This is a genomic window from Paractinoplanes ovalisporus (assembly GCF_016834655.1).
GTDB classification, from domain to species: Bacteria; Actinomycetota; Actinomycetes; order Mycobacteriales; family Micromonosporaceae; genus Actinoplanes; species Actinoplanes ovalisporus.
Genome location: NZ_JAENHP010000005.1, coordinates 356549 through 378424, shown reverse-complemented (window position 1 = coordinate 378424; position 21876 = coordinate 356549). Strand labels below are relative to the sequence as shown.

Here is a 21876-nt window from a genome sequence, read left to right as displayed (position 1 = left end):
CAGCCTCGCGAGCCGCGATACTCCCGAACGAAGGCGACCAGCCCAACCCCACCCATCTGACCGCACTCGCTCATCACAGGCCGGCCTCGCGAGCCGCGATGCCCACCGAGGCGACCACCCAACCCCCGCCCGTCGGACCGCACCCGCTCATCACAGGCCGGCCTCGCGAGCCGCGATGCCCACCGAGGCGACCACCCAACCCCCGCCCGTCGGACCGCACCCGCTCATCACAGGCCGGCCTCGTAGGCCGCGATGACCAGGTGGCTCCGGTCGCGGCCGTCGATCTTGGTGAGCAGGCGGTTGATGTGGGTCTTGACCGTGGACATGCTGACCCCGAGCGTGGACGAGATCTGGTCGTTCGAGAGCCCCCGCGCGACCAGCACCAGCACCTCACGCTCCCGCCCGGTGATCTGCGGAAGCGGGGTCAACGGCCGCTCGGGCAGCGCGATGTAAGCGTCGATCAACCGGCCCATCGGCCCCGGCGCCATCAGCCGGTCACCCGCCACAACAGCCCGGATCCCGCCGATCAGATCGTCGGGCATGACCTCCTTGAGCAGGAACCCGCTGGCCCCGGCCCGGAACCCCCCGATCACATACTCGTCCAGGTCGAAGGTGGTCAACATGATCACCTTCGTCTCCAGCGCATCGGCACCCTGGCAGATCACGCGGGTGGCTTCGACCCCGTCCATCTCCGGCATCCGGACGTCCATCAACAGCACGTCGGGCCGCTCCCGCCGAGCCACCTCGACCGCCTGCGCCCCCGTGCTCGCCTCCCCCACGCAGGCAAAGCCGGGCGTGGTGTCGATGAGCACCCGAAAACTCCCCCGCACCAATGCCTGGTCGTCCGCGATGACCACCCGGATGTCGCTCACGGTGCAAACCTCAAGGTCGCCACAACCGCCCAGCCCCCGCCCGGCGCCGGCCCCGCACTGAACTCCCCACCGAACTGCGCGACGCGCTCCCGCATCCCGATCAGCCCCTGCCCCAGCAACACACCGCGCGAGTCCGGCTCACCCCACGGCAGGACCCGCCCGGGCGACCCACCCGGCAACACGATCGGGTCAGGCGCCCCACCCCGCGCAACCAGCCTCACCGGCGGCGCTCCCAGCTCAGCCGGCTTTCCCAACGCCGTTCCGGACTTCGACGGCCCATCCGGCGCCACACGCCCTTCCGACGACCCGCCGGGCACTGCGGCCGGCGTTCGCGTTGCGGCGTTCGCGCGCCCGGTGCCGGGGCCGTCGTCTGCGACGTGCACGGTCACCTCGCTTCCAAGGCTGTTCACATCAATGCGGCAGGTGCCGGCCCCGGAGTGTTTCACCACATTGGTCAGGGCCTCCTGCACCAGGCGGTATGCGGACAGCCCGACGTCGCTGGGCAGGACCTCGTCGACGTCGACCTGGAGCTCCACCGTGAGGCCGGTCGAGCGGGCACTCTCGACCAGTTCGCCGAGGTCGGCGAGGGTCGGTGCCGGCCTCAGGGCAGCCTCGGTTCGCACCAGGGCGAGCGCCCGGCGTATCTCCCCCAACGTCTGACGGCTTGTTGTGCCGATGATGCGCAGCGCCGCCCGCATCTCCTCCGGGTGGTCGTCGCCGACGTGATCGGCGATCGCCGCCTTGATCGCGATCATGCTCATGCTGTGCCCGACAATGTCATGCAGTTCGCGGGCGAGACGCAGCCGCTCCTGCTCGACCGCCAGCGCGGTCGCCTGCTCCGCCCGTGAGGTCGCGAACGCCCGGCGCTCCCGGACCGTGCGGCCGGTCGCCCAGCACGCCGCCACCACCCAGGCCACGAAGATGATCTCGAACGGTTCGCTGGGCGTGAAGGCGAACGTCACCGCGAAGGCCGTCACGCTCACCAGGACGACCAGAATGGACGGCCGCCGCGAAATCTCGACACCGACGGTATAGAGGACAAGGCCGAGCGAGACGATGGGCGCCGCGCCGGCATAGCTCGGGATCGCGCCACTGATGACTACCGGTGCGGTGATGGCCAGGACCACGGCGGTCATCGTGATCGGCCACAGGCGACGGAGGGCGACCGGCACGCCGAGGGCCAAGCCGATCAGGGCGGAGACCCAGGCCGGCTCGAACCAGCCGGATTGAGTTGGCAACGGCGTCTCGGCCGCGGCGAACGAGCCGAGGCCGGTGGCTGCCGCGGCCAGCAGCACGTCGATCGCGAGCAGCTGACCACGGCTGAGCCTCCGGATGAGGATGGAAGGCGATGCAGCAGTCACGAAGGCGACGTTAACGACCCGGGGCGCCTGCCCGCGTCAAACCACGGTTCGATTTTCTGAGCCGATTTCGCCGAACCACGGGTTGACGACATTCGATCCGGAAGTCGCGAAGCTTTCCGCCATGACGACACCGATGCTTGCGATCAGAGACCTCCGGAGGGAGTACGACTCGGGGCCGAGCCTGGTGACCGCCCTCGATGGGGTCAACGTCGACCTCGCGGCGGGGACCTTCACCGCGATCATGGGCCCGTCCGGTTCGGGCAAGTCCACTCTGCTCCACTGTGTCGCCGGCCTCGACCGTCCGACGTCCGGCGAAGTGACCGTCGACGGCGTCCGTCTCGGCGACCTCGACGAGACCGGCCTGACCCTGCTGCGCCGCGAGCGGATCGGCTTCGTGTTCCAGGCTTTCAACCTGATCTCGTCGCTGACCGCCGCGCAGAACGTCGCTCTTCCCGTCCGGCTGGCCGGCCGCCGCCTCAGTCCTTCCGAGGTGACTGCCGCGCTCGACGAGGTCGGCTTGGGCGACCGGGCCAGGCATCGCCCCGTGGAGCTGTCCGGTGGTCAGCAACAGCGTGTGGCCATCGCCCGGGCGATCGTCACCCGGCCCGCCGTGATCTTCGCGGACGAGCCGACCGGTGCGCTCGACAACCAGACGTCCCACCTGGTCCTCGGTCTCCTGCGCGACCTGGCGACCAGCCGGGGCCAGACCATCGTCATGGTCACGCACGACCCGATGGCCGCCGCCGTGGCCGACTCCGTGCTGCTGCTCGCAGACGGGCGACTGGTCGATCGTCTCGACGGCGCCTCGGCCGAGGCGATCGCGGCCCGCATGGCCCGGGCGGAGTCGACATGCTGAGGCGAGACAGGTTGGGTGCGTTCGTCGCGGTCCTCTTCGGTACGGCGGTGGTCACGGTGACTCTCACGCTGCTGGCCTCGGCCGCACCACACAAGCCCGACCGGTTCGCCGCGGTGGCAGTCGCGGTGCAAAGCCCCTCGGTCACCACCCCGGCCGATCCCTTCCCCGAGACGCGTCCCTGGTCGTCCCGCGAAGCAGCCGCTCTGGCTGCCCGATTGGCCGCTCTTCCGGGCGTCCACTCGGCAGTCGCGGATCGCCGGTTCTACGCGCAGCCGGTGTTGTCCGGCCATCCGGTCGACGAGATGAGCGAGGGCCACGGTTGGGCGAGTTCGGCACTGGCCGGCGACAAACTGACCGCGGGACGCCCCGCCACCGCAGCCGGCGAGGTAGTCCTGGGCGCGGATCTCGGCGTTCGGCCGGGCGGCCAGGTGACGATCCTGACCGCCTCCGGACCGGCGACGTGGACCGTCACCGGGTTGATGGCGGCAGACCGGCTCTACGTCGCGGACAGTGAGGCCGCGCGGCTGGCTCCCGGCGTACGGGTGATCGGGCTGACCGGCAATCCCGATCCGGACGACGTTCAAGCGGCCGCGCCCGGCGCGACGGTGCTGTACGGCGCCGCGCTGGTTGATCTCGAACCGCGGGCCGATGCCCGTACGCGCTGGATCGGTCTTCAGGTGCTGAGCGCGATGGCCGCGCTTTCCGTGTTCTCGTGCGCCTTCGTGATCGCCTCGACGCTCGCGTTGTCGGTCCATCAGCGGCGCCGCGAGATCGGGTTGTTGCGGGCGATCGGCGCGACGCCTCGTCAGGTGAGGATCACCGTTCTGCGCGAGGCGGCCCTGACCGGTCTGGCCGCGGGCGCGGCCGGCACCGCGCTCGGACTGATCCTGGCGCCGTGGACCGGCGGGGTGCTGGTCGATGCCGGCTTCGAGCCCGAGTCGTTCCGAGCACGGGTGCATTTCTGGCCGGTAGTGGCCGGAGTCCTGATCGGACCGCTCGTCGCGGTCGCCGGCGGGTTGTTGGCCGCGCGCCGCGCCGCTCGCGTGCGACCGCTCGACGCCCTACGGCAGGCCGAGGTCGAAATGCGGCCGATGACCCGCGGTCGGTGGGCGGCGGGTCTGGCATTCGCTGTCATGGGTGTCGGCGCCACGGTGGCCACCGTGGTGACGGATGACCTGGCTGACCTCGGCACGTACGCGTTGCTGGGCGCCATGGCATTGGTGGTCGCGGCCACTCTGCTGGCGCCGGCGGTAGTGCCGCTGATCACACGGACCGTCCTACGGCCGGTTGGTGGCGCCTTGGGCACGATCGTCCGCGAGAGTGCGCTGACCGGCTCGCGGCGCACGGCTTCGACCGCCGCCCCTGTCCTGCTCACCGTCGCTTTCGCGGTCTTCATTGCGGGCAACGTCCAGACCGCGGAGAACGCGTACGCCGACCGGCGGGCCCATGCGGCCCAGGCCGGAACCGTGCTCGTCCCGGACCGGACACCCGGCCTGACCGACGCCGCGGCCCCCACCGCGACCCTGTCCACGGTCGCCTACCTGGGCGACACCGTCGCCACCGCGGCCGGAGTCTCGCAGGAACTGAGCGGGCTCGGCCGGCACGGTGCATCCGACCGGCCGGCCGGGGCAGATGGCCAGCCGGTCGAGGCAGATGGCCTGCCGGTCGAGGCACGTGGCCGTGACGGAAGTGGAACAGCGCGGGAGGTTGTGCTGAGTGAGTCGCGGGCGGCGAAAACGGGCCGGGGCGTGGGTGACACGGTTGTTGTCACGTTTGCCGATGGGGAGCCGCAACAGCTGCGGGTGGCGGACGTCGTACCGGACCGCGAGATCCCGGCCGAAGTTGTGGTCGGCAGAGACGTGGTGCGGCTGCACGATCCGTCGGCGCTTGCTCCCGCGCTGCCGGTTGCAGACGGAACCGTGGCCACGGCAACGACGGGAGCACGGGTGGTCGACGTTGCTACCTATGCGAGGGAGTCGGGCTCGGACGAAGACCGTCTGGTGTGGATCTTTACGTTGTTGCTGATCGGGGTGTCTGTCGGCTACGGGGCACTCGCTGTTGCCAACACGCTCTTCATGGCCAGCGCTCGCCGGGCGAACGACTACCGGCTTCTGCGGCTGGCCGGAGCCACGCCGCGGCAGGTTCTGGTTACCGTCGCGGGCGAGTCGGCTCTGGTTGTGACGATCGGTTCGGTGCTCGGGTGTGCGGCCGCGCTGCTCGGGCTCTGGGGGTCGACGGTGGGTCTGCGGGAACAGACCGGCACCTCGGTTGCCGTGAACGTGCCGTGGATGATCGCGGCGGCCGCCGTCGGAACGTGTTTGCTTCTGGCTCTGGTGGGCAGCGTGATTCCGGCTCGGGCTCAACTGGCGGGTACCGACGTCGTACGGGAGCGAGCATGATGGCCGTGCGACGCGTCACTCCGGTTTTAACCCCGGGCCGGCCGGGGCACGTTGAGTGCCGCCGAATTGTCGGGAGGGAACACAATGAGCGACTCGCAGGAGAGCATCGAACGGGAGATCATCGGAAGCGACTACGCGCCCGGGGTTCTCGACGAGCCCGAGACCTACCGCCCTGAGAAGGGTGACGACGACCCCGGCCTGTCCAGCACGCTCGCCGCGGGCACCGACACCGATCAGCTCCAGGACGGTGGGCCGCACCCGGAACATGGCGTGATGACCACGACCGGGGGCAACGCGGGACCGAACAGCTTCCGTACCCACCCGCGCTCCGGGCCCGGCGTCGCCAACACGACGACCGGCGACGCCACCACGGGAGCGATGGAGACGCCGGTCGACGGCTACACGAGCGACGCCAGCAGCAACGCGGTCGACTGACCTACGGGCTCAACCGCTACCGCCTCGTCCCGCCGCGACCTCGCCCGGGACGGGGCGGTAGCGGCCGTCTTGGACCACGATGGCGGACTCAGGGGTAACGGCGCGGTGGGTCGGCGAGGGCGCGGTAGGTCGGCGGGCTCACGGGCGAGGGCGCGGTAGGTCGGTGGGCTCACGGGTAAGGCCGCGTTAGGCCAGTGGGCTCACGAGTAAGGGCACGGTGGGCCAGTGGGTCACGGGTAAGGGCACGGTTGGCCAGTGGGTCACGGGTGAGGACGCGGTAGGTCGGTGGGCTCACGAGTAAGGGCGCGGTGGGCCAGTGGGTCACGGGTTAGCGCGCGGTGGGCCAGTGGGTCACGGGTGAGGACGCGGTAGGTCGGTGGGGTCACGGGTAAGGGCGCGGTGGGCTAGCGTCACGGCGTGAGTGGCTTGGGGGAACCGTTTGCGTTTGGGCGGGAAGCTGACGTTTACGCGCTCGGCGACGGCACGGTTTTGCGGCGGTATCGCGAAGGTGGGGACACCGCGCACGAAGCTGCGGTGATGCGGCACGTCAGCGGGCTGGGTTATCCGGTGCCCCGGGTGTTCGCGGCGGACGGGGCCGATCTGGTTCTGGAGCGGTTGGATGGGCCGACCATGGCTACCGATCTGCTTGCGGGGAACATGACGCTGCGCGACGGGGCGGGTGTTCTGGCCGATCTGCTTCGGCGGCTCCATGAACTGCCGCCGCTGGCGGGTGGGGGTGGGACGGTTGTTCACCTTGATCTGCATCCCGAGAACGTGGTCATGACCGGGCGCGGGCCGGTGGTGATCGACTGGCACAACTCGGGGGACGGGGACGCCGACCTGGACACGGCGTTCACGGCTCTGATTCTGGCGCAGATAGCGACCGGGGCGATCGAGCATCCGATTCGGGACGGTGTGGGAGCGATGCTCGATGTTTTCCTCGAGCTCGCGCCGGGGGAACCGCTTCGCGCGTTGGATGAAGCAGTGGCTATACGGTCGCGGCAGGTCACGATGTCGGTTGGTGAAGTTGCCATGCTGCCCCTCGCGGCGGCGCGCGTACGAGGGGTCGAGTGAAGTGCGAGCAGTGGTGCAGACGGTCAGCCGGGCGAGCGTGACCGTGGACGACGAAGTTGTCGGCAAGATCGAGGACGGGCTGCTGGTGCTGGTCGGCGTCACTCACGACGACACTCCGGCCAAGGCCGCCGAACTGGCACGTAAGACCTATGAGCTGCGAATTCTGGACAATGAGGAATCGGCCGCCGACTCCTCGGCGCCGTTGCTCGTGGTCAGCCAGTTCACGCTCTACGGCGACGCGCGCAAGGGGCGCCGGCCCACCTGGAACGCCGCCGCGCCGGCTGAGGTGGCGGAACCGCTCGTCACCGCGTACGTGGAAAGCCTGCGCGCCCGGGGAGCGACCGTGGAAACCGGCCGCTTCCGGGCGCACATGCTGGTCGAAAGCATCAACGTCGGACCGCGCACGATCCTGCTCGAGCTCTAGATCCGGCCGAGGCGAACTCGACACGCGGCACAAGCGCAACACGCGAGCGACGCAGCACGAGGCACGCGAGCACGAGCCACGCGAACACGAGCCACGCAAGCACAAGCCACGCGAACACGAGCGACGCGAGCACAAGCCACGCGAACGCGAGCGACGCGAGCACGAGCCACGCAAGCACGAGCCACGCAAGCACGAGCCACGCAAGCACGAGCCACGCAAGCACGAGCCACGCAAGCACGAGCCACGCAAGCACGAGCCACGCAAGCACGAGCCACGCAAGCACGAGCACGCGAACGCGAACGCCGCGAGCACGACATGCGGGCTCGAAGACGCGGACCCCGCGCGGCGGGGACTAGAAGAACAGGCCGCGACGCTGGGCGGACTGGCGCAGCCAGTTGTCGAGCTGCCCGGTCCAGTCGACCTGGTCGACCGTCGCGTAGTCGACGTCGAAGCGGCCGAACGCGTCGTGACCCTCGGTGAAGAGGCCGCCACGCTTGTCGATCTCGAGGATGACCTGGAGGTGCTGCGGCGTGGCCAGGAAGGTCAGCTCGAGCTGGTTGATGCCGCTCGCGTACGCGGACGGCGGGTAGAACTCGATCTCCTGGTAGAACGGCAGGTGCTGTTGCACGCCGTAGACCCGGCCGCGTTCGACGTCGGCCTTGCTGAAGCGGAAGCCCAGCCGCAGCAGCGCGTCGAGGATCCGTTCCTGGGCCGGCAGCGGGTGCACCATGACCGCGTCCAGATCGGATTTGTCGACCGCGCGCGCCACCTCGAGCTCGGTGGCGAGGCCCATCGTCATTCCGTGCAGCCGTTGCCCGTACACCTCAGTAATGGGTGTTTCCCAGGGCACATCGAACCGGAACGGGACGTCATAGCGCGCACCGGGATCAAGTCGGAACGAACCGGTCAAACGCTGACGATGGAATTCCTGGTTGGTGTTGTATTCACTGTCGCCACTTTCGACCTCGACGCGCGTCATCAGGCCAATTGCCACATATTCGACATCGACGGCGTGGTCTCCACCAACCACGTGCACCTGGCCCTCGAGGAATCCGCCGGGCCGGCAATTGGGGTTGGCCAGCACTGTTTCGACCGACGGGCCACCGACACCCATTGCCTGCATCAGTTTTTTGAAGACCACTGAACCTTCTCCTCCTAGTGGGCGTTTGGGGAACAGTATCGGCGCGCAACACGCGACGAGTACCGGCAATCCGGTCACTTGTCGGCTTGGCGACGTCAGGGTTCTCCCTGATTCATGCCACCTGGACGCTTGCCTCACCTCGGCTTAACGCGCTCCAGGCCAAGCTATCGATCACCGGCACGCAAGGGCTGGGTTTGCACGAGACGGTTATTCAGCGGGGAGGGGACTGAAAGGTGGTCCTGCAGATGAAGGCGTCGGAGTCCAAGGCGGCGGTTGCCGTTGAGAACAGCATGACCGATGGTGTCGAGCTCCTGACCGACCTGGACGCGACGGACGAGCGTGGCGTCTCCGCCGACCTGGTCCGTGCCTACTTGAACGGCATCGGCCGCACCCGGCTGCTGACCGCGGTCGAAGAGGTCGAACTCTCCAAGCGCATCGAGGCCGGCCTGTACGCGGAGGAGAAGCTCCCGGAGGCCACCGAAGACCTGGCCCCCCTCCTGCAGATCATTGTCGCGGAGGGCAAGGCCGCCAAGAACCACCTGCTCGAGGCCAACCTGCGGCTCGTCGTGAGCATCGCGAAGCGCTACACCGGGCGGGGCATGGCCTTCCTCGACCTGATCCAGGAAGGCAACCTGGGTCTGATCCGCGCGGTCGAGAAGTTCGACTACACCAAGGGCTACAAGTTCTCCACGTACGCGACGTGGTGGATCCGCCAGGCGATCACGCGGGCGATGGCCGACCAGGCGCGCACCATCCGCATCCCGGTGCACATGGTCGAGCAGGTCAACCGCATGGTCCGCAGCCGCCGTGACCTGGCCGCGACGCTGGGTCGTGAGCCCAGCATCGCCGAGATCGCCGAGGCCATGGGCGTGCCGGAGTTCCAGGTCATCGAGCTGATCTCGTACGACCGGGAGCCGGTCAGCCTCGACCAGGCGGTCGGCGAGGACGGCGAGAGCGCACTCGGCGACTTCGTGGCGGCGGTCGACCCGGCCCAGCCCGGTGCCGGCGCCGGTTCGGGCGAGCTGCGCAGTGAGGTCGAGATCGTGCTGGCGACCCTGAGCGAGCGCGAGTCGGCGGTCATCCGCCTGCGCTTCGGTCTCGACGACGGCCGTCAGCGCACCCTCGACGAGGTGGGTCGCGAGTTCGGTCTGAGCCGCGAGCGCATCCGCCAGATCGAGAAGGTCACCATGCTCAAGCTCCGCGACCCCGAGCGTGCGTCGCGCCTCGAGGCCTACACGGGCTGACCGAGACACCAGGCCGCCCGGCGAGCTTCGGCTCACCGGGCGGTCGCGCTTTTCCCAGGCTTCCCGTACGGAGGGAGGCCGCACGCCGCGACCAGTGTCACCGCGCCGGGCGGTCAGGGGTGCGGAGGCCGCGTGGGGGCCGGCGTCACCGCGGCGGGTGGTCACGGGGTGCGGAGGCGGCAGGGCCGGTGCCATCGCGGCGGGTGGTCACGGGGTGCGGAGGCGTCGGGGGCCGGTGTCGGGGCGGCGGGTGGGGTCGCCGACCTCGGTGGTGGCGTGCAGGACCGAGAAGCCGTCGGGGCGGGCCAGCACCGGGTTGAGGGAGAGGCCTCGGAGACGGGGATGGTCGTCGGCGAGACGGCCCACTCGGAGCAGCAGGTCGATCAGGGCTTCACGGTCGACCGGGGCCGAACCGCGGTAGCCGTGCAGCAGCGGCGCCGCGCGGGGCTCGACGACCAGGGCCTCGGCTGCGCGGTCGGTCAGCGGGGCGGCCCGCCAGGCGAGGTCGCCGAGCAGCTCACTGGCCACTCCGCCGAGGCCGAACCCGACAACCGGGCCGAACGCCGGGTCTTCCATCACCTCGATGCGGCAGGCCACCCCGGCCGGGACCATCGTCTGGACCAGCACGTCGGGACCGAAGGCTCCGGACAATTCCCCGTACGCGGAACGCACGTCTTCCTCGTCGGCCAGCGCGAGCCGGACCGCGCCGAGGTCGATGCGATGGCGCAGGGCGCCGCCGGCCGCCTTGAGAGCGACCGGGTAACCGAGCGCGGACGCCGCCGCGATCGCCTCGTCGGCACTCGCCGCGAGGGTGGACGGCACGACCTCGATCCCGTACGCCGCGAGCAGGTCGGACGGCGGCCCGTCGACCTCGGCGGCCAGCGGGTCGACCCCCTCGAGCACCGGGAGCCGGCCAGGCGGGCGACGCAGCCACTCGGAATAGGTCGCGACGCGGGCCAGGGCCCGGACCGCCTCTTCGACCGAGGGGTAGGCCGGGACGCGCGGGGGCAGGCTGCCGAGCAGGAACGTGGCCACGGTCGGCTTCTCGCCGGCGAGCGCGACGCTGGCCAGGGCCGCGGCGAAGTCGGCGTCTTCGTCGGCGAGCTGGCCCGGCAGCGGCGGCGCGAACACCACGACCAGGGCGTCGGCGCGGGTGTCGATGGCGGCGTCAGCCAGGGCGTCGGCGAAGTCGTGCGCGCCGGCCTGCGGGCTGATGTCGAGCGGGTAACCCTCGGCGACGGTCAGGCCGTTGGCCCGGCAGGCGGCCACCGCCAACTCCGACAGGGCGGACGAATTGCCAACCACGGCCACGCGGCGGCCGGTGGGCAGGGGCTGGTGGGCGAGCAGCAGGCCGACGTCGAACATCTCCTGCACCGTGTCGACCCGGATGACACCCGAGCGGGCGAACAACGCGGTGACCGCATGCACGTCGGGGCCGGGCAGGTCGCCGGCGAGACCGGCCGGGCGGGTGGCCGAGGAGACCGCGACCACCGGTTTCACCCGGCTCATGCGGCGGGCCAGGCGGGCGAACTTGCGCGGATTGCCGAACGTCTCGAGGTAGAGCAGGACGACGTCGGTGCCGGGGTCGTCCTGCCAGTACTGCAGGAGGTCGTTGCCGGAGACGTCGGCGCGGTTGCCGGCGGAGACGAAGCTGGACAGGCCCAGCCCGCGACGGTCGGCCTCGGCCAGGAGCGCGACACCGAGCGCACCGCTCTGGCTGAAGAACCCGACCCGCCCGGCGGCCGGCAGACGTGGGGCGAGCGTGGCGTTCAGCCGTACGGAAGGGTCGGTGTTGGCCACCCCCATGCTATTGGGCCCCACGACGCGCAACCCGGCCGCGTGCGCGCCCTCGATCAACGCCCGCTGCGCGGACGCGCCCTCGGCCCCGGTCTCGGCGAAACCCGCGGAGACCACCACGATGCCCCCGGCACCACTGGCCGCGGCGTCGGCCACCGCGTCTTCCACACCCTCGGGCGGCACGGCGATGAGGGCGAGGTCGATGTCGACGCCGGCCTCGGTGGCGGACGGGTAGGCGCGCAGGCCGGCCACCCGGTCGCTACTGCGGTGAACCGGCACGATCGCGCCCGTGTAGCCGCCGTCGCGCAGGTGGCCGAGCATGGCGGCGCCGATGCCCTGGCCGCTCTGGCTGGCGCCGTAGACCGCGACACCGCGCGGCGCCAGCAGCCGGGCGATCGAGCGGGCCTCGGTGATCTTCTCGCGCGACTCCTGCACCTCGCGGGACTTCTCGGTCGGCGCGATCGGGAAGCCGAGGTGGACGACGCCGTCGGCGTACTTGCGCTGCACCTGGTAGCCGAAGTCGCTGAAGACGCGCAGCATGCCGGCGTTTTCGGGAAGCACCTCGGCGACAAAACCGGTGATGCCGTTGGCCCGGGCGGCCTCGGCCAGATGCTCGAGCAGCACCGAGCCGATGCCGCGACCCTGGTGGGCGTCTTCCACCACGAACGCGACCTCGGCGTCGGGCGAGTCGGGGCCGAGACGTTCGTAGCGGCCGACGGCCATGATGCGGGACCCGCTGACGATGACGAAGGCCTCGCGGTCGTGGTGGTCGACGTTGACGAACCGTTCGAGGTCACGCTCGGGGATGCGCGGGTAGGGGGAGAAATAGCGCAGGTAGCGCGTGCGCTCGCTCATGCGGGAGTGGAACTCCACGATGGCGGGAGCGTCGCTGGGACGGATCTGTCGCAGGTGGACGGCACTCCCGTCGGAGAGCAGGACGTCGGCACTGATGTCCACGGCTCTCCTCCTCTCCAGCGCTCGATGGTCCGTTCGTCGGGGTGAGGCGCCGGGGCGGCGCTTCGTCAGTCGTGGCGGTGAGACGCCGGGCGGCGCTCTGCCGGTCGTCGGGTAGGGCGCCGGGCGGCGCTCTGCCGGGATTGAGGGTTCAGGAACGAGGGCCTGCGTGTGGCGTTTCGGGCGGAGGTCAGTCGCGGGGGTCGTGGGGGTCGAGGCCGTGCAGGGGGAACACGGCCATGCGGGTGGCCAGGATCGCGCGGTCGACGGCGTCGGGAGTGGTGCCGGGCTGCCAGCGCTCGATCGGTGGTTCGGTTCCGTCGGTCATCGTCTCGGGCACGACGGCTCGCGGGCAACGCTCGGCGGCCAGCTTGCGCCACGGCGCCGGGACGGCGGTGGCCGGCTCGATGGGCTCACCGGTGGCGACGGCCAGCAGGTGGGTCCAGGCGCGGGGCACGACCTCGACCAGCGCGTAGCCCCCGCCGCCCATCGCGACCCAGCGGCCGTCGCACAGCTCGTCGGCGAGGTCGCGCATCGCGAGATAGGCCGCGCGCTGACCGTCGACCGACAGCCGCAGGTCGGCCAGGGGGTCGAGGCGGTGGGCGTCGGCCCCGCACTGGCTGAAGATGATCTCGGGGCTGAACGCGCGGAGCACCGACGGCACGATCGCGTGGAACGCGCGCAGCCACGCCGCGTCACCCGTGCCGGGCGGCAGCGGGATGTTGACCGCCATGCCCTCGGCGCCGGGGCCGCCGGTCTCTTCGGCGAAGCCCGTGCCCGGGAAGAGGGTGAGCGGAGACTCGTGCAGGCTGACGGTCAGCACACGGGGGTCGTTGTAGAAGGCGGCCTGGACGCCGTCGCCGTGGTGGACATCGACATCCACATAGGCCACCCGCTGGGCGCCCTGGTCGAGGAGGCGGGCGATGGCGACGGCGGGATCGTTGTAGACGCAGAAGCCGGCGGCCCGGGCGGACAAAGCGTGATGAAGACCACCGGCGACGTTCACGGCCCGCTTGGTCGTGCCGTGCCACACGGCCTCGGCCGCCGCGATGCTCGCGCCGCAGATGCGCGCGGAGGCCTCGTGCATCCCGTCGAAAACCGGGTTGTCGTCGGTGTTGAGACCCCAGCCGCGGAAGAACGGATCGAGCGGCGCATGGCGTACGGCGTCGAGGTAGTCGGCGCGATGAACCCTGGTCAGGTCGACTTCGCCGGCCGGCTCGGGGGTGATCATGTGAACGCCGGGGCGGTCGAGAACACCGAGCTCGCGGGCGAGGGCCATGGTGAGCTCGACGCGCACCGGGTTGAGCGGGTGATCGCCCATGTCGTAGTCGAGCAGAGCTCGATCCCACACCACCGTGGTCGTCGGATCCACCATGAGGGTCATGCTGCCACGCGCCACCGACGCTTTTCCCTCACGGCGGTTGCCTACGTGGTCAGGTAGGCTCTCAGCACCTGCTCGGGGCGTCTGTCAACCCCCGGCAACGAGGTATTATCGCTGCTGGGAGGGCCGCACTGTGAAGGCGTCATTGCACAACCACGACCTGATCGACACCACCGAGATGTATCTGCGCACCATCCTCGAGCTCGAAGAGGAGGGTGTGCCGCCGCTGCGGGCACGCATCGCCGAGCGGCTGCACCAGAGCGGTCCTACGGTCAGTCAGACGGTCGCGCGCATGGAGCGTGACGGCCTGCTGACGATCGAGAACGATCGGCACCTCGTGCTGACCGACGACGGCCGCGCGACCGCGGTGGCCGTCATGCGCAAGCACCGCCTGGCCGAGTTGCTGCTGGTCAATGTGATCGGCATGCCCTACGAGGAGGCCCACGAAGAGGCCTGCCGGTGGGAACACGTGATGAGCGACTCGGTCGAGAAGAAGGTCTACGAGCTGCTCAACAAGCCGACCCGTTCGCCGTACGGGAATCCGATCCCCGGCCTCGACGCGTTCGGCGCGCCCGACCCGGCCGAGATCTCCGGTGAGCGCAACCTGGCGTTCCCGGGCCTCTCCGGCAGCGTCGTGGTGCAGCGCATCTGCGAGAGCGTGCAGACCAACGCCGACGTGTTGCGCCAGTTGCACGCGGCCGGCATCGACCCGGGCACGACGGTGACAGTGGCCCAGGAGCGTGACGGGGTGACCATCGACCGCTCGGGCGACAAGATCCGGCTGCCGCGCGAGGTGGCGTCCCGGGTGTTCGTCGCGGCGCGCTGACAAAGGCGCCGCCGCTCCTGACAAGAGGCGCGGCGCGATAGCAAAGGGTGCCGCCGCTCCGCGCACGGGATGCGCCGCGGCGACAAGGGGGCGCGACCCCGTGAGGGAAGCGCGCTCAGCCGTTCGTCGTGACCATCGCCTTGGCGAGGGCGATGAGCTTCGGGTTCATCGCGGTCACGGCGGCGGCGGTCGCGTCCTGGGCGAAGGTGAAGCGCAGCGTCTGCAACTGCTTCGCCCCGCTGAGCCAGCCGATCTCGATGATCGGCCCGCGACCGGCGGCGGGCGGGGTGTAGAGCCGGTAGGCCGCCTTGCCGATCCCCTTGACCGTGGTCGCCTTCGACGGTTTGAGATCGCTCAGGAACTGCGCGGAACTCGCCTGCGAGCTCTCCACGACCGAGAACATGAGGTCGGGATAGTCGCCGGCCGAGGTCTGCACGACGCACGTCGAGGTGTTGTCGACCTGGTCGGACGCGGCCACGTCGAACGCGACGCCGATCTTCTCCTGGATGAACGCGTAGTCCCAGAGGATGCAGGCGCCACCGGCGGAGGCGGCAGGCTGCTGGACGACGTTCACGGGCGGCGGCGGGGCGGCGTCCGCCTCGTCGTCACTCTCGTCACAGCCCGTCAGCGCGAGCAGCAGAACGACGCCGAGGACGACGGAACGCGATCGCACGAGTGATCCTCCCGAGTGATTTCGGGGCATACCGTACTGGTCCCGATGGATCAGCGGAAGACCGCGTCCGCGCGCGTTCACTTGACACTCGCCGTCAAGTAGCCGGAGGATGGCAGCGTGACCCGGGACGACCCGCTTCTCGACCAGATCGTGCGGCTGCTCGACGTGCGCCTGCTCGATCCGCTCGAGGTGCTGCTCGAGGGCGACGACGCGGTCGACGCGCTGCGGCAGCTGGTGCGTCTGCGGGCGCGCGGCTGGGCCTCGGCGATCCGCGGCGACGACGACACCACGGCCACGATGGCGATGGCACGGCTGATCGCGACGCTCTATCCGGGTGACGGCCCCTTCGACCCGCCGGCCGACTGGTGGGCGACACCGCTCGGGCAGACGATGGCACGGCGGCTGGGTCACCCGTGGTTCGCGTCGATCCCTTACGCGACGGCCGGCGCGATGCTCGGCATCACCCGTCAAGGCGTGCACGACCTGGTCAAACGCGGCCGGCTCCCGAGACATCCGGACGGCGGGGTGCCCTCTGAGGCCGTACGGGATCGCCTGCGCGCTCTTTCCGATTCTCAAGACCCACCGGGAGATTCTGATGATCAATGACCGGCTGATCGACGCGGGCGACGTGCCGCTGGCCGTGCGCGACTTCGGCGGTGACCAGCCGCCGCTGCTGTTGCTGCACGGCGCGGGCGGCAACCTGGCCATGATGACCACGCTGGCCCGGGCGCTGCGGCCCTACCACCGGGTGATCACAGTGGACCTGCGTGGCCACGGGCGTTCCGGCGAAGGGCCGTGGAGCTGGGACACCGCGCTGGGCGATCTGGCGGCGGTCTGCGTACAGATGGAGATCGAACGACCGGCTGTGGTGGGGCATTCGCTGGGCGGCATGCTGGCGGCGCTCTGGGGTCAGCGGCACCCGGAGGCGCCCGGCGTGGTGAGCCTGGACGGGAACCCGCCGCCCACCTCACCCGCGCAGCTGCCGGGACTCGACCTCGACAAGGCGGAGGCCGAGCTGACGCGGCTGCACGCGGTGTTCGACCAGATGGAGTCGATGGCGGGCCAGGTGATCGAGGCCGACCAGCTGGCCGACCTGGTCGAGCGTCAGCGGGCCGCGGCCCGTGACATGGGCGCCAACGAGAAGGTGTGGATCGAGGGGTTCCGGCGCAACCTGGCGCACGAGAACGGTGAGACGTCACTGCGCCCGTCGGCGGCGGCCACGACCCAATTGCGTACGCTGATGAACGGTCTTGACCTTGGCCCGGTGTACGCCGGAACCACGTGCCCCGAACTGGTCGTGCTCGCCACCCGGAACCTCCCCGAGCAGGAACCGTTCGCCGACCTCTACGAGGCGCACCGCCGCTACCTGCTCGACCAGGTGCGCGAGGCCGGACACCCGCGCTACATCCAGCTGGCCGACGCGTCACACGCCATGGTGATCGAGCAGCCCGCCGTGCTGGCCGGGCTGATCACCGACTTTCTGCACGCGGCGTAGACGCCGCCAGATAGGCCGGGAGGCGGGTCAGGCAGCTCTCCCATCCGGCGCGGTACATCTCGGCGGTCTCCTCGTCGAGCTCGTCGTGGACGATCAACAGTTCGGTGCCGTCGCCGGACGGGGTGAGCTCGATGGTGACGCGGCTGTCGCGGTCGTCGCCGGCCCACCGCCACGACTGCACAAGACGCCGCGGCGGGTCGAGCTCACGGTATTCGCCCGCGAACCCCATCTCACCCGCGTCGACGCCGAAGCGCCCGCCCACCACCGGTTCGGAGAACGCCCGCGGGTTCATCGAGGCCGGCCAGTACCACGCGGTGAGCGCCCCCGCGTCGGTCAGCGCGAACCACACGCGCTCGGGCGGGGCGCTCACCCGTGACTTGATCACGGCGGATCGGTCGTAGGCCATCCGCCGAGGCTGTCACTCCTTGGATTCCCCCGCCACCCCGTCGGGCCCTATTCGTAGGCGGACATCGAGCTGGAGACGATGTTGATCGCGATGAGGGCGGCGCCGATCAGGACCGGCCACAGCACGGCCCCAGCGAAGGCTCCGACGGCGGCGTCGGGGCGGGACCGCCGGCGGTGCCACTGGCCGAGCAGGATCACCGACACGAGTCCGATGCCGAGGCTGACCCACAGCACGGCGAGCCGGGGCACGAGCAGCACGACGAGCAGGACCGCCACCCAGACGGCGAGGGCCTGGCCCAGACCGTGGACGAGACGCATCGCCACACCGTAGTACAGGCGAAGGGCGGCTCCGGAAGCCCGGAACCGCCCTTCGTCACTTGCCTATGGCTGTCAGCTGCAGCCGGAGGTGGAGCCGCAGCCCTCGCAGACGTAGCAGCTTCCGGCGCGGCGCATCTTGGTGCCGCAGGTGAAGCAGAGCGGCGCGTCGGCCGAGTGGCCGGTCACGATCTCGAGCAGCTCGGTCGAGGAACCGACCGCGGACGGCGCGGCCTTCTCCGGCTCGGCGACCGGGGCCTCGGCGTCGGCCGGGGCGGACGCGGCGCCGACGGGCGCGGACACCGGGGCGGACGCGGCCATGCCGGCCAGGTCGACCGCGGCGGCTTCGGCGGCGGCCTCGGCCTGCACCTGCGCGGCCCGCTCCTTCGCCGTGAAGATGCCCAGGTCGGCCCGGGTGTCGTACGGCAGGAAGTCGAGCGCCAGACGACGGAAGATGTAGTCCATCACCGACGCCGCCATGCGCACGTCCGGGTCGTCGGTCATGCCGGCCGGCTCGAAGCGCATGTTGGTGAACTTGCTGACGTACGTCTCGAGCGGGACGCCGTACTGCAGGCCTATCGAGATGGCCACCGAGAAGGCGTCCATCACCCCGGCCAGCGTCGAGCCCTGCTTCGACATCTTGAGGAAGACCTCGCCGAGGCCGTCGTCGGGGTAGGACGACGCGGTGAGGTAGCCCTCGGCGCCGCCGACCGAGAAGGACACCGTCTCGGACGGGCGCTTCTTCGGCAGCCGCTTGCGGACCGGGCGGTACTCGATGACCTTCTCGACGACCTTCTCCACCTCGGCCGCGGGCGCCTCGACCGCGGTCTCGGTGGTGGCGGCGGTGGTCTTCTTGCCGGCGGCCGAGAGGGGCTGGCCCACCTTGCAGTTGTCGCGGTAGATCGCGAGCGCCTTCAGGCCGAGCTTCCAGCCCTGGTAGTGGATCTCCTCGATCTCTTCGACGGTCGCCGACTCCGGCATGTTGACCGTCTTGGAGATGGCGCCCGAGATGAACGGCTGCACGGCGGCCATCATGCGCACGTGGCCGAGCGGCGAGATCACGCGCTCGCCCATGGCGCAGTCGAAGACGGCGTAGTGCTCGGGCTTGAGGCCCGGCGCGTCGACGACGTTGCCGTTGTCGGAGATGTGCTCGACGATCGCCTCGACCTGCTCCTCGGGGTAACCGAGCTGGCGCAGGGCGCGCGGGACCGTCTGGTTGACGATCTGCATCGAGCCGCCGCCGACGAGCTTCTTGAACTTGACCAGGGCCAGGTCGGGCTCGATGCCGGTGGTGTCGCAGTCCATCATCAGGCCGATGGTGCCGGTCGGGGCGAGCACCGACGCCTGGGCGTTACGCCAGCCGTTCTTCTCACCGATCTTGAGGCCGTCCTGCCACTGCTTGCCGGCCTCGCGGGCCAGCTCGGCCGCGATCGGGTGGGTCGGGCGGATGTCGTCGCTGGCGGCGGCGTGCTTGCGCATGACCCGCTTGTGGGCGTCGGCGTTGCGGGCGTAACCCTCGTACGGCCCGACGACGCCGGCCAGCTCGGCCGAGCGACGGTACGCCGTGCCGGTCATCACCGAGGTGATGGCGGCGGCGACGCTGCGGCCCTGCTCCGAGTCGTAGGGCAGGCCGGACGCCATCAGCAGGGCGCCGATGTTGGCGTAGCCGATGCCGAGCTGACGGTAGGCGCGGGTGGTGACGCCGATCTTCTCGGTCGGGAAGTCGGCGAACGAGATCGAGATCTCCATCGCGGTGATGATGAACTCGACGCTCTTGACGAACTTCTCGGTCTCGAAGCCGCCGTCGGCCTTGAGGAACTTCATCAGGTTGAGCGAGGCCAGGTTGCAGGACGAGTCGTCCAGCGACATGTATTCCGAGCACGGGTTGGACGCGGTGATCCGGCCGGTCTCGGGGTTGGTGTGCCAGTCGTTGATGATGTCGTCGTACTGCAGGCCGGGGTCGGCGCACTCCCAGGCGGCCTGGGCGATGTCGCGGAAGAGCTTCTTGGCGTCGACCTTCTCGATGACCTCGCCGTCGAGCCGGCCGCGCAGGCCGAACTCGGCGCCCTCCTCGTAGGCCCGCATGAACTCGTCGGAGACGCGGACCGAGTTGTTGGCGTTCTGGTACTGCACGGAGACGATGTCGTCGCCGCCGAGGTCCATGTCGAAGCCGGCGTCGCGCAGGGCGCGGATCTTGTCTTCCTCACGCGCCTTGGTGCGGACGAACTCCTCGATGTCGGGGTGATCGACGTCGAGGATGACCATCTTGGCGGCCCGGCGGGTGGCGCCACCGGACTTGATCGTTCCGGCGCTCGCGTCGGCGCCGCGCATGAAGCTCACCGGGCCACTGGCGGTCCCCCCGGACGACAGCAGCTCCTTGGACGAGCGGATGCGGGACAGGTTCACGCCGGAGCCCGAACCGCCCTTGAAGATCAGGCCCTCTTCCTTGTACCAGTCGAGGATCGAGTCCATCGAGTCGTCGACCGAGAGGATGAAGCACGCGCTGACCTGCTGCGGCGACTTGGTGCCGACGTTGAACCAGACCGGCGAGTTGAAGCTGAACACCTGGTGCAGCAGCATCCAGGTGAGCTCGTGGTCGAACAGCTCGGCGTCGGCCTTGGTGGCGAAGTAGCCACCCTTCTCGCCCGCCTTGCGGTACGTCGACACGACCCGGTCGATCAGCTGCTTGAGCGACCATTCACGGTCGGGCGTGCCGACCGCGCCGCGGAAGTACTTGGTGGTGACGATGTTCGCCGCGTTGACACTCCACGCGGTCGGGAACTCGACGCCCTTCTGCTCGAAGTTGATCGAGCCGTCACGCCAGTTCGTCATGACGACGTCGCGGCGCTCCCACTCGATCTCGTCGTACGGGTGGACCCCCTCGGTCGTCCACACCCGCTCGACCCGCAGCCCCCCGCCGGCCGCGCTCGCGCCGTTCGCACGGCTGCGCTGCCGACCTGCTGTGATGCCGTCCCCGGCCATACTGCTCCCCCTCGAAAAATGCCGCTACTACGTCTGTTACGTCGTCAAACCCGCGGGGCGCGACCGCCGGACCGCGGAGTCACCGGGTGGCGTACCCCGGTCTCGCGGGCGGTCGCCGCCTCGCGCAGCGCACTGATCTCCTTCTCGAACTCGTCGAGCGAGTCGAAGGATTTGTAGACGCTGGCGAACCGGAGATAAGCCACCTGGTCGAGCTCGCGCAGAGGCGGCAGGATCGCCAGGCCCACCTCGTGGCTGGGCACCTCGGCCGCACCCTTGGCCCGGACGGTCTCCTCGACCTTCTGCGCGAGCAGGGCGATCGAGTCTTCGTCGACGGGCCGGCCCTGGCAGGCCTTGCGGACCCCGCTCATGATCTTGGCCCGGCTGAACGGCTCGGTGACCCCGCTGCGCTTCACAACGGCGAGGACCGCCTCCTCGACCGTGGTGAACCGCTTGCCGCACTCGGGGCACGATCGACGGCGACGGATCAACTGACCGTCGTCGGCCTCTCGCGAGTCAACCACGCGTGAATCGGCGTGACGACAGTACGGGCAGCGCACCGCGAACTCCCTCCGGAGCCCTCCGACGGCTTGACGCAGGCATGCAAAAGCCCGGCGTTTCGCTGATGACTCACCAGCTCGCGCCGTTCACAGCCTGTCGATAAACCGGGGAGGTGAACCCCAACCAGTGGATGACTTACACCCTTGTAACTACTAGATGTTGGGGTAGACGCTATGCCGCAGCGGACACCGGCGCAAGCTCAGCGGCGCGTCGGCGCGCCGTATTTTCCGACTCAACACGAGCGGTTGACCGGCGGTCACGGACCGCTGCACTCAACCACCTCGGACCGCCGCGTTCAGGCACCCCGCGGCAAGATCAAAACATCACCTTCGGCCACGCGGTAGCTCGACAGGCCGTTGAGCCGGCGGAGTTCATCCATCGCTTGCCAGGCGTCGCGCCGCGGCATCTCGCGGGACGCGATGTCCCACAGCGTGTCACCCGACCGGACGACGATCGTAGGCGGCGGGCCGGCGGGCGGCTCGTCGGCCCGCGACGCGGTGGTGAACAACACGGCACTGGCGAGCGACGCCAGCACCACGAGAAGACCGAGGATGACGGCCCGGCCGCGCCGGGTCAGTCGCAGCGGAGGCTCGACGTGCCTAACCCCGTTCGCCACCATGCCGTTTCCTCCGCCGAAACTCGATCTTCGTACGAGCGTTCGATCGAACGCCCGTACGACGGTCT

The 21876-nt window shown here is 69.9% G+C and carries 20 protein-coding genes and 1 pseudogene; 9 read left to right on the top strand and 12 right to left on the bottom strand.

Going from position 1 to position 21876, the window contains the following annotated elements; all coding sequences use genetic code 11:
• Positions 1 to 227: 227 nt before the first annotated feature.
• Positions 228 to 872, bottom strand: a complete 645-nt coding sequence (locus JIG36_RS19615; RefSeq protein WP_203377766.1) for a response regulator — start codon at positions 870 to 872, stop codon at positions 228 to 230.
• Complete coding sequence (locus JIG36_RS19610; RefSeq protein ID WP_438870739.1) at positions 869 to 2233, bottom strand: sensor histidine kinase; 1365 nt, start codon at positions 2231 to 2233, stop codon at positions 869 to 871. Before JIG36_RS19610 ends, JIG36_RS19615 begins: the two co-directional genes overlap by 4 nt.
• Positions 2234 to 2354: 121 nt before the next feature.
• Here JIG36_RS19610 and JIG36_RS19605 point away from each other — a divergent pair, with 121 nt between their 5' ends.
• From JIG36_RS19605 to dtd, 5 genes are all read left to right on the top strand, one after another.
• Complete coding sequence (locus JIG36_RS19605; protein WP_203377764.1) at positions 2355 to 3089, top strand: ABC transporter ATP-binding protein; 735 nt, start codon at positions 2355 to 2357, stop codon at positions 3087 to 3089.
• Positions 3083 to 5488, top strand: coding sequence for an ABC transporter permease (locus tag JIG36_RS19600; RefSeq protein ID WP_203377763.1), 2406 nt, complete (start codon positions 3083 to 3085; stop codon positions 5486 to 5488). Before JIG36_RS19605 ends, JIG36_RS19600 begins: the two co-directional genes overlap by 7 nt.
• An 84-nt stretch (positions 5489 to 5572) precedes the next feature.
• Positions 5573 to 5923 (top strand): hypothetical protein, encoded by a 351-nt coding sequence (locus JIG36_RS19595; RefSeq protein WP_203377762.1) that lies wholly within the window; start codon positions 5573 to 5575, stop codon positions 5921 to 5923.
• 417 nt (positions 5924 to 6340) lie between these two features.
• A complete protein-coding gene (locus JIG36_RS19590; protein WP_203377761.1) occupies positions 6341 to 6997 on the top strand; it encodes a phosphotransferase in 657 nt (218 codons plus the stop codon).
• Between the two features lies 1 nt (position 6998).
• Positions 6999 to 7421: a D-aminoacyl-tRNA deacylase gene (dtd, locus tag JIG36_RS19585; RefSeq protein WP_203377760.1), complete on the top strand. Its 423-nt coding sequence runs from the start codon at positions 6999 to 7001 to the stop codon at positions 7419 to 7421.
• Between the two features lie 177 nt (positions 7422 to 7598).
• Here the strand turns inward: dtd and JIG36_RS54880 are convergent.
• Together JIG36_RS54880 and JIG36_RS19575 are read right to left on the bottom strand one after the other, a co-directional pair.
• Positions 7599 to 7733 (bottom strand): annotated as a pseudogene (locus JIG36_RS54880) (pentapeptide repeat-containing protein); the annotation flags it as partial.
• Positions 7734 to 7773: 40 nt separating this feature from the next.
• A complete protein-coding gene (locus tag JIG36_RS19575) occupies positions 7774 to 8562 on the bottom strand; it encodes a sporulation protein (RefSeq protein ID WP_203377879.1) in 789 nt (262 codons plus the stop codon).
• A gap of 290 nt (positions 8563 to 8852) precedes the next feature.
• On the opposite strand from JIG36_RS19575, the gene sigB reads away from it, so the two are divergent.
• Positions 8853 to 9806: an RNA polymerase sigma factor SigB gene (gene sigB / locus JIG36_RS19570; protein WP_203377878.1), complete on the top strand. Its 954-nt coding sequence runs from the start codon at positions 8853 to 8855 to the stop codon at positions 9804 to 9806.
• Positions 9807 to 10013: 207 nt separating this feature from the next.
• Here the strand turns inward: sigB and JIG36_RS19565 are convergent, their stop codons facing one another.
• Positions 10014 to 12560: a bifunctional acetate--CoA ligase family protein/GNAT family N-acetyltransferase gene (locus JIG36_RS19565; RefSeq protein WP_203377759.1), complete on the bottom strand. Its 2547-nt coding sequence runs from the start codon at positions 12558 to 12560 to the stop codon at positions 10014 to 10016.
• A 187-nt stretch (positions 12561 to 12747) separates the two neighbouring features.
• The gene (locus JIG36_RS19560; protein WP_236047596.1) at positions 12748 to 13932 is read right to left on the bottom strand and encodes an acetoin utilization protein AcuC; all 1185 of its coding nucleotides are present in this window, start codon (positions 13930 to 13932) and stop codon (positions 12748 to 12750) included.
• A 151-nt stretch (positions 13933 to 14083) separates the two neighbouring features.
• Here JIG36_RS19560 and JIG36_RS19555 point away from each other — a divergent pair, with 151 nt between their 5' ends.
• Positions 14084 to 14764 (top strand): iron-dependent transcriptional repressor DtxR, encoded by a 681-nt coding sequence (locus JIG36_RS19555; protein ID WP_203377876.1) that lies wholly within the window; start codon positions 14084 to 14086, stop codon positions 14762 to 14764.
• 115 nt (positions 14765 to 14879) lie between these two features.
• On the opposite strand, the gene JIG36_RS19550 is transcribed toward JIG36_RS19555, so the two are convergent.
• Positions 14880 to 15437, bottom strand: coding sequence for a hypothetical protein (locus tag JIG36_RS19550; protein WP_307872797.1), 558 nt, complete (start codon positions 15435 to 15437; stop codon positions 14880 to 14882).
• Positions 15438 to 15554: 117 nt separating this feature from the next.
• Here JIG36_RS19550 and JIG36_RS19545 point away from each other — a divergent pair, with 117 nt between their 5' ends.
• The gene (locus tag JIG36_RS19545; RefSeq protein WP_203377757.1) at positions 15555 to 16043 is read left to right on the top strand and encodes a hypothetical protein; all 489 of its coding nucleotides are present in this window, start codon (positions 15555 to 15557) and stop codon (positions 16041 to 16043) included.
• Complete coding sequence (locus JIG36_RS19540; RefSeq protein WP_203377756.1) at positions 16033 to 16932, top strand: alpha/beta fold hydrolase; 900 nt, start codon at positions 16033 to 16035, stop codon at positions 16930 to 16932. The genes JIG36_RS19545 and JIG36_RS19540 overlap by 11 nt, the downstream gene beginning before the upstream one ends.
• On the opposite strand, the gene JIG36_RS19535 is transcribed toward JIG36_RS19540, so the two are convergent.
• The 5 genes from JIG36_RS19535 to JIG36_RS19515 form a co-directional block, all read right to left on the bottom strand.
• Positions 16907 to 17338, bottom strand: a complete 432-nt coding sequence (locus tag JIG36_RS19535; RefSeq protein ID WP_203377755.1) for an SRPBCC family protein — start codon at positions 17336 to 17338, stop codon at positions 16907 to 16909. The two genes, JIG36_RS19540 and JIG36_RS19535, sit on opposite strands and share 26 nt — an antisense overlap.
• A gap of 47 nt (positions 17339 to 17385) precedes the next feature.
• Complete coding sequence (locus JIG36_RS19530) at positions 17386 to 17655, bottom strand: hypothetical protein (protein WP_203377754.1); 270 nt, start codon at positions 17653 to 17655, stop codon at positions 17386 to 17388.
• Positions 17656 to 17727: 72 nt separating this feature from the next.
• On the bottom strand, positions 17728 to 20634 hold the full coding sequence (locus JIG36_RS19525; RefSeq protein WP_203377753.1) for a vitamin B12-dependent ribonucleotide reductase: 2907 nt from the start codon (positions 20632 to 20634) through the stop codon (positions 17728 to 17730).
• Positions 20635 to 20678: 44 nt separating this feature from the next.
• Positions 20679 to 21191 carry a transcriptional regulator NrdR gene (gene nrdR, locus JIG36_RS19520; protein WP_203377752.1) on the bottom strand — a complete coding sequence of 171 codons (513 nt, stop codon included), beginning with the start codon at positions 21189 to 21191 and terminating at the stop codon, positions 20679 to 20681.
• A 296-nt stretch (positions 21192 to 21487) separates the two neighbouring features.
• Positions 21488 to 21811, bottom strand: a complete 324-nt coding sequence (locus JIG36_RS19515) for a LysM peptidoglycan-binding domain-containing protein (protein ID WP_236047593.1) — start codon at positions 21809 to 21811, stop codon at positions 21488 to 21490.
• Positions 21812 to 21876 lie beyond the last annotated feature (65 nt).